Origin of the sequence: Pseudomonas sp. 13B_2.1_Bac1 (assembly GCF_025466155.1) — a bacterium.
Classification (GTDB): Bacteria; Pseudomonadota; Gammaproteobacteria; order Pseudomonadales; family Pseudomonadaceae; genus Aquipseudomonas; species Aquipseudomonas aylmerensis.
In genome coordinates, this window is the sequence record NZ_JANLOH010000068.1 from 133,800 (window position 1) to 150,694 (window position 16,895).

General features: G+C 65.9%; 4 protein-coding genes. All 4 read right to left on the reverse strand.

Translation table 11 applies throughout. From position 1 onward, the window contains the following. Positions 1-180: 180 nt before the first annotated feature. Entirely contained in the window at positions 181-12,231 is a 12,051-nt protein-coding gene (locus NTD80_RS16795) for a filamentous haemagglutinin family protein (protein ID WP_262134353.1), read from the reverse strand. A gap of 185 nt (positions 12,232-12,416) precedes the next feature. Continuing rightward, positions 12,417-13,613, reverse strand: a complete 1,197-nt coding sequence (locus NTD80_RS16800; RefSeq protein WP_065905927.1) for a substrate-binding domain-containing protein — start codon at positions 13,611-13,613, stop codon at positions 12,417-12,419. A gap of 383 nt (positions 13,614-13,996) precedes the next feature. Beyond that, entirely contained in the window at positions 13,997-15,208 is a 1,212-nt protein-coding gene (gene gspF, locus NTD80_RS16805) for a type II secretion system inner membrane protein GspF (RefSeq protein ID WP_262134354.1), read from the reverse strand. Then, positions 15,208-16,626: a type II secretion system ATPase GspE gene (gene gspE / locus NTD80_RS16810; protein WP_106804361.1), complete on the reverse strand. Its 1,419-nt coding sequence runs from the start codon at positions 16,624-16,626 to the stop codon at positions 15,208-15,210. Before gspE ends, gspF begins: the two co-directional genes overlap by 1 nt. Positions 16,627-16,895: the final 269 nt, after the last annotated feature.

Genomic DNA, 16,895 nt, shown 5'->3' on the forward strand with positions numbered 1-16,895 from the left:
GCGACGCAGATGCCTCTGCAGGCGCCGGCTTGCCGGCGATGCAGGCACCTCGGTACATCAGGCACACCCAGGTGATGCCATATCAGGCAAGCCAGCACCTACACAGGTCCGGGCAGCAGCCAAAAAAACGGGGCGATCATTGATCGCCCCAAAGGTACATCGAGAGGTCCTTCTGTAAAGCTACAAACTGATCTGCTTGCGCTCCTCGTCGGTCAAGCGGGCCCGCGCCTGTTCACTCAGCGGCCCCGCGCCCAGGACCTGCACCGGGCTGTTGGGGTTGTAGCCCGAGGTCTTCTGCGCGGGCGCCGGTTCTTGCGGCAAGGGCTCGCTGCCCAGGCTCAACACTTCCACGGTCATGATCGACGGCCGGCCCTGCTTGGCCGCCGACTGCTGGCTGCGCGCCGCGTCTTCCGCCGCCTGGGACGCCGCCGCACCTGCCGCGCTGGCCGAACTCATGGCCCCGGTGTTGACGGTGGCCGACACCGGCACCCCGGACGACTTGCCCTGGGTCTGGATGTTGGCCGCGTTCACCACGTGCAAGGCAGCGATGTTGACGTTGCCCGACACACGAATGCCCGCCTCGCCCGCATCGATGGTGCCCATCGGCGCAATCAGGTCGATATCCCCCGCCGGCACTTCCGGGATCGGGTTGAGCGTGGCGATCCCCGCACCGGTACTCGGCACCGATGGCGACAGGCCGACGTTGCCCCAGTTGTCATAGACACGCTTGGGCGGCGTGTACACCACGGTGGTCTTGGAGCCCCGACCGGCGTTGATGTCGCCTTCGCTGGTCCAGCCCATGATCGAGCCGCCGAAGGTGGTCATGATGCGGCTCTGGCCCAGCAGGATGCTGCCCAGGGAATACAGCTGGATATCGCCGGCCCCCTGGGTGATCACACCGGCGGTGGACGGCGGTGCGGCGCCTTCGATGCCGAAGGTCTGGCTGCCGCCCGGCGTGAGCATCTGGATCGAACCACCGAAGTTGGTGTGCACGCCCGCGCCGCCGAACAGGGTGATATCGCCCTTGTAGGTGAGCGGGTTGCCGGCCACGTCCTTGTCCGGGAACAGTGCCGCAATCGCCGCGCGGCCACGCAGGTAGCTTCCCTGGCGCACGCTGCCGTCCTGGTTGTACTCGCGGCCGGCGGCCTTGAGTTCGGCGAAGTACACGTCGCGGGCAAACACCCGTTGTTGCTCGGCCGGCAGGCTGGCGTAGTAGGCGCGGGCCTGGTCGCTGTTGCCGACAAACCCGAAGCGCTCGGCCAGCCAGCCGACCAGTTCGTTTTCGTAGGTCTTGGCCACCTTGCCGCCCTGCAACGACTCGCCCGGTTGCGCCAGGTTGGCGGGGTTCAGGTACGGTTCGACGAAGCGGCGGTAATCCGGGCCGTTGGCGCCGACGCCGGCTTGCATCACGATGCTCGCGCCGGGGCGTGTGTCGCCCGCCGCCACAGCGCCCAGGCTGGTGATACCGACCTTGTCCTCCATCAGGATATTGCGCCCGGCGCTCACTTCCAGATTGCCGGGGCCGGCGACGTTGAAGCTGCTGTAGAGGATGTCGCGACCGGCGCTGACGATGGAGATGTCGGTGGGGCTGTTGTGCACGAACAGGTTGCCGGCGAAGGTGTAGCTACCGGTACTGTCGTCGCCACCGCTGGCCCCTGCCAGGCCGGTACTGCTGCTGACGATATCGCGCCCGGCCCGCATCCAGACCGCGCCTGCGCCTTCAAAATAGGTTTGCCCAAGACGCGGATCGTCGGCCGTGGTCATCGTCAGCGAACGCCCACTGTTGACCCCCAGCAGATCCCCCGTCATGGCATAGAAGCGCGCGGGCTCCAGGGCATCGCCCCATTGGGTGCTGGCGGTGTTTGGACCAAAGGCAAACAGTGGGAACGAAATGCCCAGCCTGGCAACGTTGGCGTCGGTGGAAACGTTGCCGCTGCCCACGTCCGCTCGCCCGCCGATAAAGCCCTGGAAGGCCGGGTGCAGGATGCTCGCCAAAGTGTCCGGAGCCGCACTGGAACGGCTGATGGTCAGGTCGCCGCCATAGATCGAATCCCCCGCCAGCAGTTGCAACTGGCCGTCGGTCGACGGCGCCAATACCAGCGCCTTGAGCGGCGGCAATACGTTCGTGTTCAACGTCGAAGCCCGGCCGTAGTACAGGCTGCCGTTGGCCGCGACTGCACGCAGCGTCGCTGGATACACCGCCGCCAGATCCGACTCGGCGGTATCGGTCAGCGGCGTGAGATTGCCCCCGGCGGAGAACAGGTCGATGGCCGTGCGGTCGGTCCACAAGCTGAACCAGCTCTGCCCAACGCCACTGACCCCATTGTTCTCATACGCAAGGACATTCATCTGCGGCGCGCGTCCCGGATCGGCCACGTCCTGCAGCACCAGGTCCCCACGCGTAGCCAAATTGAAGGTCGCATCGCCCGGCAGCAGGCTCCAGCCCCCGGTCGCGGCCGCAGACGTCGAGCGACTCGGATCGTAGGCGCGGATTTCGCTGGGGCTTTGATCCTTGGGTTGGCTGCCGTAGCGCAACGTCAGGCTACCCAGGGCGCCGCCCGTCATCTGTACATGCCCGCGCAGGTCGACCACCGCACCATTGAGATGCTCCAGCGCGATCTGGCTGCCAGGGTTGACCGCCCCGCCCACCCGCACGTTCAAGTCACCGCCCCCGGTGAGTTGCAGGCTGCCATCGGCCGCGACCCGCCCGGTGCTGCCTACCGCCAGCACCAGGCCCGTGCTGCGCGGGCTGACGTTGGCGGCCACGTAGCCCGTCAGCGGTTTGAGCATCCCCGCATCGCCACCGACCTCGACATTCAGGTTGCCGCCGCCCAGGGTGCCGAACCCGGTGAAGCCCACCATCCGGTCCGCGAGGCCTGCGACGGGCACCATCGCGCCAAAGTTGATCCACCACGCGGTGGATTGCGCCTGGCTGCCGCTCAAGCCGTTGCCCTGGCGCCACAGCCAATTGCCGACGTTGGCCGAATCCACCTCGCCATCGGTCGTTACCGGACGCCCGCCCGTGGAGCGCGCCTTGCTGGTTATGTTGCCGGTCAGGTTGCCGCCGACCTTCAACAACAGGTTGCCGCCCCCCTCCGGGAACCAGGCGCCCGCCGGGCTGCCGGCTGTGGCGGTCGTGGCACTGCCGGCGGTGTAGACGCCGAACAGCGATTCCATGCTCAAATCCCCGCCGGCCAGCAACTCCAGGTCCGCCGCACCGGTGCGGATCACGCTGAAACGCGTGCTGCCGCCGACGATCTTGCTCGGGCCAAACACGCCGTAATGGCTGTCGGCCAGGCGCAGGTTACCGGCCTGCGGCTGCGGTTGCAGCGCTCGGCTATCGGCTGCCTGGGTGTCGGCACCGGCCACCAGGCGCATCGACCAGGCCTCGGAGCCCGCGGGCAGCATCGGCGCCGCCGCCCACAGCTTGCCTTGCCCATCCGCCCCCGGCACACGCAGTTGCACCGAGGTGGCATTGCCCGGCAACTTGACGTTGGTGCCCACCGGCAACAACGCGCCACGGGGCAGCGGCTTGGTGCCATTGAGGATCACCGTCGCGGTGCTGCCCAATACCCCCGGCAACGGGACTCCCGCAGGCCAGGTCATGATGCGCACACTGGTGAGGCTGACCAGCACGGTGCCGGCGTCCAAGATGCTGCCCGCCGGCAAGCTCACGCGCTGGGTCAATATCGTTCCCGCCGGGTACAGCACGGTCCCCGCGGCATTACGTACCGCGCCCGCCAACACGGTACCGGCCGGCAGTGCCAGGGTCGCATTGAGGGTTGCCGCCGCCGGCAAGCGGGTGCCGGCCGGCAGGCTGCGGGCCTTGATCGAGATGTCGAAGTTGAGGGCCACGCCGCCGGGGAACGTAGTGCCGTCCGCCAGCGTCACGCCGTTGCCCGGCACCACCACGGTGCCACCGGTGAAGTCGACACCGGCGCGCAGTACCCAGCCGTTGTCATCCGCAGTCGCGGCCGGCGCTGCAAAGCCATCGTTGATACTGCCGTAGATATTCAGGTCGCCACCGGCGCGCAGGGTCAGGCTGCCGGCCTCGGTGGGCTGAACCGATTTGAGGCTGGCGTAGCGATACCCGGACAGGTTCAGGTCGCCTTGCACGACCAGGTCGCCGTCAGCGCTGTTGCTGACGATTTCCACACCGGGGCGCAAGTGGAAGCTATCGCCGTAGGTCGCGTTGTTCAGGCCGGCCAGCTTGGTCTGCGTCAGGTTGGTATTGCTCAGCGCCGCATTGATGTAGGTGGTGCTCAACGCATGCAGGTCATCCAGGTATTGCTGGGTGACGACTTGATACGGCCGGCCGGTGGCCGTGGTGTCGGTGCCGACCGGCGCATCGGTGTAGGTGGCCATGCCGTTGAGGGCAATCGAACGGGCACCCTGGATCGTCAGGCGCCCACTGGCGTCGATGGCAATGTCATTGGCGCCCACGCGGGGCGCATTCAGTTCCAGGGTGCCCCGGTTGCGTCCGTCATTGCCGGTGGCGGTTTCGGTGCCATGGCGCAGGTCGATGCGCATCCCATCGGCCAGGGTCAGTTGGCCAGTGCCCGACCCCAGGATCACGCTGGCGCGGTTCGGCGAATCGATGATCTTGCCGTAGCTGTCGACACGCAATTGCGTGCCATGGGCGTCGAGTACCGCCGTGCCGGCCAGCGTCAGGCCGTTCTTGCCGGCCAGGTTGATGTTGCCGACGCGTTCGCCGCTGGCGTCCACTCGGCCGGTGACCAGCAGGCTGCCATTGTCCACCGAGACATTGACGGTATTGGCCTTGACGCCGTCGCCAATCGTCAAGTCGCCCTGCTTGAGCTGGAAGCTGCGCGCACCAAACACCTCGCCCTGGTTGAGGCGCTGGTTGATGGCCGCGAACCGCTCGCTCAGGCTGCCGCTGCCGCCCAGGTGCTGGGCCTGGATCTCCACCGCGCCGGCCAGGTACGGCACCAGCGTGCCGCCGGCATCGTAGTAGCCGCTGCTGCCGGCGAGGATCTTGCCCGCCAGGTCGACGGTGCCCGCCGCGTCGCCCACCGCCACGGCGCGCAGCTTGCCCGCCTGGTTGAAGGTGGCCGAGAGATCGATGGTCGAGCCCGTGGCCTGCCGCACATTGCCCGCGCTGCTTTGCAGCACCACGTCGCCGCCCGCGCTGTATTTGGTCAGGTCGTCGAACACGATGGCGCGACCGGACACATCAATCGAAGCGTTGTCGGTGAGCACCACATCACCACGGGCGCCCAGGGTCACCTTGCCGCTGGGCAGTACCACCGCGCTGGCCAGGCGCAGGCTGTCGCCCTGCAGCGACAACTCGCCGCCAAGCCCCTCCACCTTGCCCACCGGCCCCGACGAGGCGCTGACATCAATCGCGCCACCGGCGGTGATCTTGTTCACCGAGCCGGCTTCGCCGGTCATCAGTGGCGTGAGGATATTGAGGTTACCGCCACTGTAGGCAAAGCCCTTGATCGCGTCGTAGGCGCCCTGGCTCTGATACACCGAGAGGCTGCCCTTGTGGTTGGCGGTGATGCGCTCGCTGGCATTCAGGTTGACGTTGGCAAAGCCCAGCGCCAGGCGGTTCAAGGTGGCGGTGGTACTGGCCTGGGCAAACTCGCCATAGCCGAATGTAATGCGCTCGGCGTTGATGTCCAGGCGCCCGGTGCCGGTGCCGGCACCGCCAGCCACCACAGTGCCGGGGGCTGCCTCGGCGCCCTGCCAGATCAGGTTGGCGGTGTGGATGGTGGCCACATCATTCGCGCCTCCCGCGCCATAGATCGCCGGGGTGGAGAGCATCAGATTGTTCAACAGGGACTTGCCCGTGACCGCGTCGTAGGTGTCGAGGGTGGTCGATCCGTAGAAATTGAAGCTGTCGCGTGCCGACAGTTGCAGGGTTTCCAGGGCCGGGGCGCCGAACTGAGTGTCGCCGCGCAGCAAGCGGTCGAGCACTTGCTGGGTGAGGGTCAGGCCCGCCGGCAGGCGATTAGCCGCGGCAGCGTCAGCCAGGGCCTGCGGGCTGCCGACGTTGATGCTGGCGACGCCGAGGTTCAGGTGCCGGGTGCCGTAACGCACCTCGTCGCCCATCAGCAGGGTCTTGTCAGTCAAGGCGACGATGCTGCCCTCGGAGTAGAGAGCGGTTTGCCCGCTGCAAGGGTCGCCGGCACAGGTGCCCAGCTTGATCCCGCCGCTGCTGCTACCCGCGGGCGCACTGACCACATTGAGCAACCCATTGGAGACCGCGAGCATATTGCCCACGCTGTAGACAAAACCATCACGTGCGTCATAGCTGGCCTTGCCGCGCCCGATCGTATTGATCGACGCGCCCTGCTCCACCACGATTTCCCCGTCAGCACTCAAGAGGAATACTTCCGGCGCGGCCAACGTCGCCCCCGTACGCAGGGTGACCGAGCCGCTGGGCATATTTGCCAGGTTGATGTAGCCACCGTTCTGGCCATACGAGACCTGGGTCATGCCGCCGATCATCAGGCGTGCGGCACCCAGGGCATTGAGGCTCGCCGCATCCACGGTGACGCCAGCGAAATCCGCTGTGGCCGCATTGCCTGCCGCCACCACTTCGATTTCGCTGTTGTCCATGTTGAGCACCGCCACGGTACCGGCGTAACCGCCGGCAGCCGCATCGAAACGGCCGATCCCCTGGAACGAGAAGGCATCCGCACCGGCCCCCGGCCGCAAGGCCAGCTCCAGGGTCTTGGCGTCCCGCTCGAGCATCGCCCGAGGCACGCCGAGCCTGGCGGCGTCGGCCACCGCGAACTGCGCATAACTGGTTTCGTTGTACTGGGAATAACGGCGCAAGGTATCGGCCGACGTGAGGATCAATTGGCTGGCAATGCTGTTGCTGATCCCGGTATTGGCGATGGACAGCCGACCCGCAGTCGACCACGAGCCGTTGCGCATCTGCTGGGTCGGCCCCACGCCTGCGGCCCCGGCCAAGCCGTTGATTTCGACTCGGAACGCGCCCGGCATCAAGGCATACGTCGACGGCATCAGGGTATAGGTGCCCGCCGCGAGCCCCGGCACCCCTGCGCCAATCGTGATTTGCTGGCCGATCAACGGATCGACCGCGCCGCCCTCCGGCGCCACGGGTGCGTAGCCGGGCTGCACGCCGGGCACAATCGCGTAGACCGGGTTGGTGCCCAGGCCCGGCAGCACAAAACCGCCGTTGGCTCCGATCTGCATCAACGGGTTGTAGCGGGCGTCGGTAGAACCGCCGCGCCCGGAAATAAACCCGGCGCCAAGTAACTCGCCGCCGCCGGACAGGTCCACAGTGGCCTCAGGCAGCACCGCCACCGACTCACCGCCAAGAACCACGCCGACCTGCAGGCCACCGTTCAGCGTCGGTATCCCGCCCTGCCCGAGGAACGTCACGGTCTTGCCGTTGTATTGATAGATCTGGCCGTCCACCGTACCGCCGTAGGGCAGCACTAGGCCCCTGCCGCTCACCGAGGTCAGGCTGCCCGGCAGCAGTTCAACTTTGCTGGAGCCCAGGCTGCCGATCTCAATCAGCCCCAGCGGCGCACGCACCACCCCGCCCTGCTTGATGGTCGGGCCACCCAGTTGCAGGCGACCGAACGCCGAGTACGGCACGCCAGCGGTGCTGTTGCCGGTACGGGCGATGGTGAGGGTGCGTGTCGGGTCGTAGTTATATCCCGTGGTGTCATTGTCAGCGTCCAGATAGCCCGCCATCACCCTCGCGCCGACCTCAGTCGCCGGGTACAGCTGGGCCGCGCGCAAGGTCATATCACCGCGCGTCATCAGTTGCGTGCTGATGCCGGTAGCGATCACATCCGCACCCGCCCCCACCAGAAACCGCAGGTCGCCCTGGCTGGTCAGTTGCACATCATCGAAGCCGCGACGGTCGATACTCACCTGACTGCTATCGCTCAGGGTCAGGTCACTCTTGTTGCTGAACAGCACATTGCCACGCACGTCGACCAGGTTGCCGGAGGCATTGAACAGCGCCTGGCTGTCACGTTGAGACATGCCGCTGGTCAACACCGGATGCAGGTATTGTTGTTTGTTCGGGTCCAGCGGCGCGAGGATGCCCGCCAGCAGCAGGTAAGGCGCCGACAGGTTGATACGGGAATTGGCCGCCGCCGTTTCAGTCAGCCCCATGGCACCGCTGTACAGGCGCAGGCTCTGGCCCATGGTCAGCGACACATCACCGTCAAAACTCAGCAGGCCATTGCTGAGCAAGGCCAGGTTGTCAAAGCCGCCGGCACGCACCTGGTCCACGCCCAGCGCGCCATGGCCGTACGCCAGGCTGGCGGCGGCCGCGTCGGCGCTGCCCGGCAATGCGCTGCCCTGGTGGGCCTGGCTGAGCACCAGTTCACGGACGTTGAGCACACGGTCGGTCACCGCGCTCATGGCGTAGTACGGGCTTTCCAGCGCCAGCGACAAGCTGCCGCCCGACGCCCCTGCACCACCGGCGCGCGCTACAAAACTGCCATCCAGGTACAGGCCGTTGTTGGACGCAAAGCTGATGCGGCCGCCATTGCTTGCCACCTGCACCCGGCCCTGGCCCGGGATATCCAGGGCCGCCTGTGTACCGGAGGCGTCCAGGCGGGCGCCGTCGCGCACCACCACAAACAGGTCGCTGGCCTTGGCAATCCCGGTGGCCAGATCGATGTCGCCGCCAATACTGATGGTGCCGCCATTGCGGACCTGGCCGTAGACACTGCCGCGATTGCTCACTGCCGTGACGGCCCGCGAGGCGACGTCGATCAGCGCGTTTTCGCCGACCCAGATCGAACGACCGTGGCCGCCAGCGTTGACCAGTTCGGAAGCCGGAACCGTCAAGCCGCCCAGGCTGACACTGCCGCCCCAGGCATTCAGGGTGCCGTCGAGGGTCAACTGGCCGACGCTGCGCAGGTTAATGCCTTGGCCAGGGTCGACGTTGATCACCGCCCCCTTGCCCACATTCAGCGTGGTCGTCGCCAGTTCGGCCGCCGTGGATTCCTGATGCCCTGCCGTCAAGGTCAGGCTGGCGCCGCGCCGTTGCGTCAGCACGCCCTTGGTGGCGTCTTCCTGATACAGCGCCGGTGTCCAGCGCTCCAGGGCCGTGGCCGGGTCGCTGCCCGTGGGGCTGGCCGAGGTCTGCTCGCCCAGGCGATAGACCGGCGTGGTCACATCCACGCGCGTATCGTCGGTGACCAGCAAACCTTCGTTGCCGGTGATGTCATAGGCCGAGAAGCCCTTGTTGAAGAAATCGCCCGCCAGTTTCAGTGTGTCGGCGGTCGGTGCGGTGGCGCTGTCGCCGATCTGCACCTTGCGCGCCTGCAGCGCCAGTGTTCCGCCGCCGTTGACGCCATAGCCACGGATTTCACCGTCCAGGGCCAGGTTGCCGAGGGCGCCTACGGTCACGTCACCGCCCTTGCCGCCGGCGAGCTTGCCGTCGAGGCCAAGGCTGCCACCGGAGGATGCATCCACCACGCTGCCGGCTGCCAGATGCACATTGCCGGTGCTGCGCAACGACACCTTGCCGCCGTTCACCGAGGCCACGCCGCCCACGTCGGCTGGGTCCAGCAGCAGGTTGTTCCAGCGTCCGCTGGTGTCGAGCCTGACGCCGGCGGCCACGTCGAGGCGGCCGTTGCCTGCCAGGATCGTATCGCCGACCGCCCCCGCCTTGAGCGGGTCGACCTGGCTGAGGATATTGCCCGCATTCAGACTGCCACCATGGGCCGTGAGGTTGGCATTGATGGCTACGCCTGGCCCGAACAGAGTGATGTCGCCCCCGTCCGCCACCTTCAGCGCGCCATTGACGGTGATCTGCTGCGTGGCGCCAACCTTGACCGCGCCCAACTGGTAGCCATTGAGCTGGTCACTGTCGAGCACCAGCGTGCCTTGGCGATCCGCCGGCAAGGCGGTGCTGAGGTCGAGGCCATCGGCAATCTTCTGCGTATTGCTGTCGATCAGGACCTGGTCGGTGCTGCCGCTGAGGGCATAGCGCAAAGTACCGGTGGTCTTGTTGTAGATCGGGATGTATTGGCCAATGATCAGTTGCGCGCGCTGGGCCCGGGCCTTCTGCGATTGCTGGTAGCCATCGAGGTTGATGTTCGGCGCCTGGGTCTGGCGGTCGCCCTGGAACACGTCGCTGATCAACTGGCCTTCGAGCACCGCGCTGGTGGTGCCCACCACCAGCTTGCCGGCGTCGCGTCCCACGGTATAACCGGCCTCGTAGCGGCGCTGCGGCGCGATCAGCGGGTTGTAGTAGTACTCGGTCTGGCCCCAGCGTGCGCTGGTGTCTTCATAGCCTTTGTAGAAACCCGAATAGAGAATATCGCCCGGCGCCCTGGAGACTTCATACAAGCGGCCATTGGGGCCCTTGAGCCAGGTCTGCTGGATATAACCGGCCTGTACATCCACGGTGCCGCCGGACAGGTTGATCTGCGCGCCCTGCTGGGTCACCACCTCCTTGCCGGTGAAGGTCACCGTGCCGCCCTGGGCCATCCATTCACCCACCGAGTGGCCCTGGGTGCCGAGGTAGCCGCCGACTTCCAGCAAGCCGCCGGCGGTGTACCAACGGTCTGTGGCATAGCCGTTGGTGCCCGCCGGCACAAACACCAGCTCGCGCAGGTCGACCCACACATCGTTGTTGATCAACTGGCCGCCATCGCGGTTGACCGGCGCATCGCGCTGCTCGTTGCCCTGCACGTTGATCTTGATGTTGTTGGATTCCATCGACACCTTGACGCCGACGGCACCCGACACATCGATCATCGCGCCGTCGCGCACCAGGCTGCGCCCAGCGGCGCTGACCGCGACCTGGCCGCCGGTGGCGAGGGTGATCGAGCCTTTCTGGAAGTCCACGGTGCCGCCGCTGACGATCTCGATCCGTGACTGGTCGGTGCGGTCGGCCACCGCGCTGAGATTGTTGAACGCGCCGGTGACCAGGTTGGCGGGCGTGCCATCGAGGTTGACCAGGCCATTGCCTTTCTGGCTGTTGAGCGCGGTGCTGCCGCTGCTGTCCAGCAGGATCGCAGTGGTGCTGCCCTCGCCCAGGGTCACGCTGCCGGTGGTGTCGGTGGCGGCGTTGAGCAAATGGACCGTGCCGCGGGTGTCCACCGAAGTGCTGGCCAGGGCCACGCCATTTTGCTGCACCTGGTGCCCGGTCAGCGTGATGTCGCCGGTCGAGGCCATGATCAAGCCGCTGTTGGTGACCTTGCCGGCGCTGCTGCCGGCGTTGAGGCTGGTCGCCACTTCATTGCCACGGGTGGTCGAACGGTCATTGCCGGTAGTGCCGACGCCCTTGCGGATGTAAAAACTGTCGCCGGCCGCCAGGGTGGCCTGGCCCTTGGCGGTGTTGATAGTGCCGGCGTTTTCCACCTCTGTGCCGAGCAGCAAGGCATAGCCGCCGGCGTCGGTGGAGGTGGCCGGGCTGTGGGTCTGGATCAGTGCACCGCGCTGAACCTCGACCTTGCCCGCCGCATCGGTGAAGGTCGGTTGGGTGCCGGTGGCGTCCACGTAAATGCCACGTTGAGTGAATTGCTCATCGGTGATGTTCGCGGCGGCGGCCACCAGGTTGCGCACGTTGACCTGGCTGGTACCGCTGAAGACCACGCCGTTGCGGTTCATGATCATCACCGTGCCGGCGCCGGTGATCTGGCCCTGGATCTCGCTGGGGCGCGCATTGGGGTCATTGACGCGGTTGAGCACGGCCCAACTGGCCTGCTGCTGGAAATCCAACGTGGTGTTGCGCCCGACGTTGAAGGTCTCCCAGTTGAGGATCGCCTTGTCGGCGGTCTGCTCGATGGTCACCGTAGTCTTGCCGCCGGCCTGGGTCTGCACCGGGCCCTTGGCGTTGGTCCAGCCTTGGGTGAGGCTGTTGTCGACCTGCAGGCCGCCCTTGCCCAGGCCATCGGGAACGGTCGAGACCTGGCCGAAGGCCGCCTGGCGCCCTGCCGCCTGCGCCGCTTGTTGCGCCGCAATTGCCGCGACGCTGGTATTGAGCGTGCTGATCGAGCGCGACAACTGCTGCTTGACCCGCGCCTGCTGGTTCAGCGATGGAATCCCCGGCACCTGGCCCGCCCCGGTGCGCGCCGCCGTCGCCGCCTGGGACGCGCCCTTGTCGGCAAACCAGCCGGAACTGAAGGCTGTGGCCGCCTGGGCGTTGCCCGCCACCATCAACAGGGCAATGGCCTGGGCCAACGGTTTGAGGCGCAGGATCGTCTGGGCGCTCTGGCCTTGGGCAGTGCGGTTTACCGGTGATTTGCAGCGGACCATCGGAGATCTTCCTTGTTTGTAATTCGCCAGGGGCAAGACACGCCCGCGTATGAGGGTTAGGCGGTTGGCGAGGGGCCGGACTGAACTTCTGTCATGGAAAGTTCACATGGGGCTGGTAGCGCAAAAAAATCAGCAACGGCACAGGCCGTTGCTGATCGGGTGTTGCAGGTCGGTGAAGGCGTGGGTTACAGCGGACGACCGATGCCGTTGCAAACGTTGGTTTTACCGATGCTCAGACCGCTGGTTGCCGTCAGGAAAGTGTCGGTGATGGCAGCTTTCCAGTTAGCCGGCAGCGGCACGAAACGGTTGGCCGAAATCGCGGCGTCGTTGTTGGCAGTGGCGCCGAAGTGCTTGGTGAAGAAGCCACGTACCTGGGAGGTCTGATCAGCGTTGGCATAGCACTGGCTGAAGATCAGGTTGGTGAAGCCAAGGATCGGGTAGCCCGAATCAGGGTACGGTTGAACGCCGGCCGCGCCCACTGGACCGAACACTGGCACCCAGTTGTCAGGGTTGTTGATGTCCAGCGGAGCGCTTGGGTCGTTAGGTGGCAGTACCTGGGCGATGGCGTCGGAAACGTTGCCCGGCGCTGGCGACACACCTTCGACGCCGTTGGCTTCGTCTTTACCGACGCGAGCAACCTTGGTGGCGTCGTCCAGGCCTTCCAGGGTGGAGGCCGCGTAGTCAGGGCTCATGTAGGTGATGCGGCCTTGGGCGGCGCCCAGGGCAGTCATTACACCCTGGCTGCCGGTGGCAGCAACGGCGCCGGCAGGCAGGCCACCGGAGAAGCTGTTGGCGAACGTGGTGGTAACGGCGAAGGAGCCGGTTTCAGCGTTGCACTTGGCGTTGAGGAAACGGGTGAACAGCTCGGTGGTGCCGCTGCTCTCGCTGCGATACACGATAACGATCGGACCGGTACGCCCAGCACCGGAAATCCCGCTCCAGTTCTTGATGCGACCGGAGAACACACCGCACAGCTCTTGCACGCTCAGGTCAACATTCGCGCTGCCGGTTTTGTTGAACGGAATGGCCACCGACGTTGCAACCGACGGCACCTGGATCAGCTTGCCCCAGGCCGGTTGTTTGGTAGATGCGTAGGTCGACAATTCAGTCGCAGTCAGTTTGGAATCGCTACCAGCCCAGTGCACGTTCTTATTGGTAACGCCGGCCACGAACTTGGTGTAGTCGTTGGTCAGGAAGGCAGCCTTGCCATTGCCGCTGCCGACGCCGATGTACGGGGCGAAGCCAGTGGTGAGTACGCCGGCAGTCTGGTACAGCGGCTGTGGCAAGGTCGCGCCGCCGCCGTTTACGTCAGCGAATGCAGCCTGTGCCGAGCACAGTGCAGCGAGGGTCATGGATACCGCGAGAACGTTGCGCTTAAACATGAAGAAGCTCCTTTCGTCGTGTTTGTACGTTTGGGGTAGATGGCTCTTGCATGACGCCATGGCTTCGGTCCCAAGCCGTGATGCGGGGGTGGCGAGGGGTGAGGCCATGGGTAGGAAATTTCGCAGTTTCCGATGACAGCAATAGGAAAAAACCTCGGGAGGAACACCTTGATTTTTAAAAGATTCTCGGGTGTTTTCGTCATCGTTCTGAACGCTTTGGGCGCAGGTGACAGCGAGGTTTCAGCCCGTAATGGGTGGAGGCGGTACGGGCTGTGGCAAGGGCGGTTGGATGTGACGGAATGAGGAACCCGAGGTTGGGCCTGGCGATGTCGACCCGCGCCGAAATCAACTGAGCAGCCCCTTCCCACCTTTCTTGACCGTATTCAGGTTACGAGTTGGTTGATCTCGATGATCGGCAACAGCACCGCCATCACGATCACCAGCACCACCGCGCCCATCACCACGATCATCAGGGGCTCGAGCAACGCGGTCATGCCCATCGCGCGCCGTTCGATATCCCGCGACAGCGTCTGCGCGGCACGCTCGAGCATCGGCGGCAGCGCGCCGGTTTTTTCGCCGCTGGCAATCAGGTGGATCAGCACCGGCGGGAAGACTTTTTCCACCGCCAGCGCCGGGGCCAGGTTGACGCCCTCGCGCACCTTGGCGGTGGCGTCGTTGACGCATTGGCTCAGGCGGTCGTTGGAGAGGGTCTGGCGCGCCGCCTCCAGCGCGCGTAGCAGCGGCACGCCGGCCCCGCCGAGGATCGCCAGGGTCGAGGCAAACCGCGCGGTGTTCAGGCCCAGCACAAAGCGCCCGATCAGCGGCAGGCGCAGCACGCGACTGTGCCAGTTCAGGCGCGCCACGGGATTGCGCAGGTACAGGCGCCAGCTCCAGAAACCGCCGACAAGCGCACCGAAACACAACCAGCCCCAGGCGCGGATGAAGTCGCTGGCGTTGAGCATTGCCAGGGTCAGGCCCGGCAGGTCCTGGCGCGCCTGGGAAAACGCGCTGACCACCTGCGGCACCACGTAGCTCAACAGGAAAATCACGATGCCGATGGACACCAGCCCGACCACGCCGGGGTAGATAAAGGCCGTGAGGATCTTGCCGCGCAGGTTGTTGCGCTCCTCGATGTAGTCGGCCAGGCGCTCCATCACTTGGGCGAGGTCACCGGACTCCTCCCCCGCCGCGATCAACGCGCGATAGATCGACGGAAAATCCCGTGGCCGTGCCGCCAATGCATCAGCCAAGCGCATGCCGCCGCGCACATCGGCACGCACGGCGGCGAGGGTCTGGGCGATGTGTTTTTTCTCGGCCTGCTCCACCGTCGCGCTCAGTGCTGCCTCCAGCGGCAGGCTGGCGCCGAGCAGGCTCGCCAGTTGCCGCGTGGCCCAGGCCAGGTCGTTGTCCGACAGTTTGGCAGTGAACAGGCTGCTGCCGGCGGCATTCGGCTGATTGCCTTCGACCTGCACCGACAGCGCGGTCAGGCCACGGCTGCGCAACGCGGCAAACGCGCCGCTCTGGCTGTCCGCCTCCAGGTGCCCGGCCTCGACTTTGCCGCTGGCGTCGGCGGCTTCATAGCGATAGCGATTCATCAGGCGTCCCGCGTCACGCGCAGGATTTCTTCGGGCGCAGTGGCGCCGCTGCGCACCCAGCGCTCGCCGTCTTCGCGCATGCTCAACATCCCGGCGCGGCGCGCGGCCACGCGCAGGTCCTGCTCGCCGGCGCCCTGGTGGATCAGGCTGCGCACGTCGTCGTCGACGCAGAACAATTCATGGATCCCGGTACGCCCGCTGTAGCCGATCTGGTTGCATTGCGCGCAGCCCACCGGGCGCCAGGTGCCGGGCGCGGCCGGGTCCTGCTGCTTGCAATGCGGGCACAGGCGCCGCACCAGGCGCTGGGCCAATACGCCCAACAGCGACGACGCCAGCAGGAACGGCTCGACCCCCATGTCGATCAGGCGGTTGACCGCCGACACCGCGTCGTTGGTGTGCAGGGTCGCCAGTACCAGGTGGCCGGTGAGCGAGGCTTGCACGGCGATTTGCGCGGTCTCCAGGTCACGGATTTCACCGATCATGATGATGTCCGGGTCCTGGCGCAGAATCGCGCGCAAGGCCAGGCCGAAGGTCATGTCGATCTTGGCGTTGACCTGGATCTGGCTGATGCCCGGCAAGTCATATTCCACCGGGTCTTCCACGGTGAGGATGTTGCTGGTGCTGGCATCCAGCCGCGCCAGGGCCGCGTACAGGCTGGTGGTCTTGCCGCTGCCCGTGGGCCCGGTGACCAGCACGATGCCGTGGGGCTGGCGGATCAGCGTATCGAGGCGCGCCAGCAGTTGCGGCTCCATGCCCAGGGTTTCCAATTGCAGGCGCCCGGCCTGTTTGTCGAGCAAACGCATCACCACGCGCTCGCCATGCCCGGTCGGCACGGTCGATACGCGAATATCAATCGGCCGGCCGGCCACGCGCAGGGCGATACGGCCGTCCTGGGGCAGGCGCTTTTCGGCGATATCGAGCTGGGCCATGATCTTGATCCGCGACACCAGCGCGCCATGCAGCGCCTTGCGCGGCGACACCACGTCACGCAGGGTGCCGTCGACGCGATAGCGCACCACCGAATGGGTTTCATAGGGTTCGATGTGAATGTCACTGGCCTCATCCCGCGCCGCCTGGGTGAGCAAGGCGTTGATCATGCGAATCACCGGCGCGCCGTCCTGGGTGTCCAGCAGGTCGGTGATTTCGGGCATGTCTTGCATCAGGCGGTCGAGGTCGACTTCGTTTTCGGCGGCGCCGACCACGGCGGCGGCGCTGCCGGTGTCGGCGTAGGCACTGGCGAGCAGGCCGTCGAGTTCGTCGTCGCGCACCTGTTCAAGGCGGCTGTGGCCGAACTGACGGTGTACCTCGCTGATGGACCAGCCGGGGGTCGAGGGGCATACGGTGAGTAGCCTGCCTTCCTCGCAGGGACGCAGGAGGATGCGTTGGGATTTGGCCCAGGCGTAGGGGAGCAGGCTCATGGCTTTTGCCCTGTTTGTAGGTGTACATATCCGTTGTTGGGGTCACGTCTACTTGGGGTTCCGCTCTTACAGCGGCTCACTTTTGAAGAGCGCAAAAGTAAGCAAAACGCTCTTGCCCCAACACTCGGCACCTCGCCCAGGCTCGGTGTGCCCGTAATCCGACATTGATTTGGGCGGCCGCCGCCACGCGCCATCCATGGCGCGGGGCGGCTAAACCGGCCTCCCTGCCGGTTTACCCCCCAAATCAATATCGAATTCCGGCCAGCGTG

Bases quoted from the DNA above. Each gene is read 5' to 3' on its own strand.
- NTD80_RS16795 (WP_262134353.1), bottom strand. From the start codon at position 12,231: ATGGTCCGCTGCAAATCACCGGTAAACCGCACTGCCCAAGGCCAGAGC.
- NTD80_RS16800 (WP_065905927.1), bottom strand. From the start codon at position 13,613: ATGTTTAAGCGCAACGTTCTCGCGGTATCCATGACCCTCGCTGCACTG.
- gspF (WP_262134354.1), bottom strand. From the start codon at position 15,208: ATGAATCGCTATCGCTATGAAGCCGCCGACGCCAGCGGCAAAGTCGAG.
- gspE (WP_106804361.1), bottom strand. From the start codon at position 16,626: ATGAGCCTGCTCCCCTACGCCTGGGCCAAATCCCAACGCATCCTCCTG.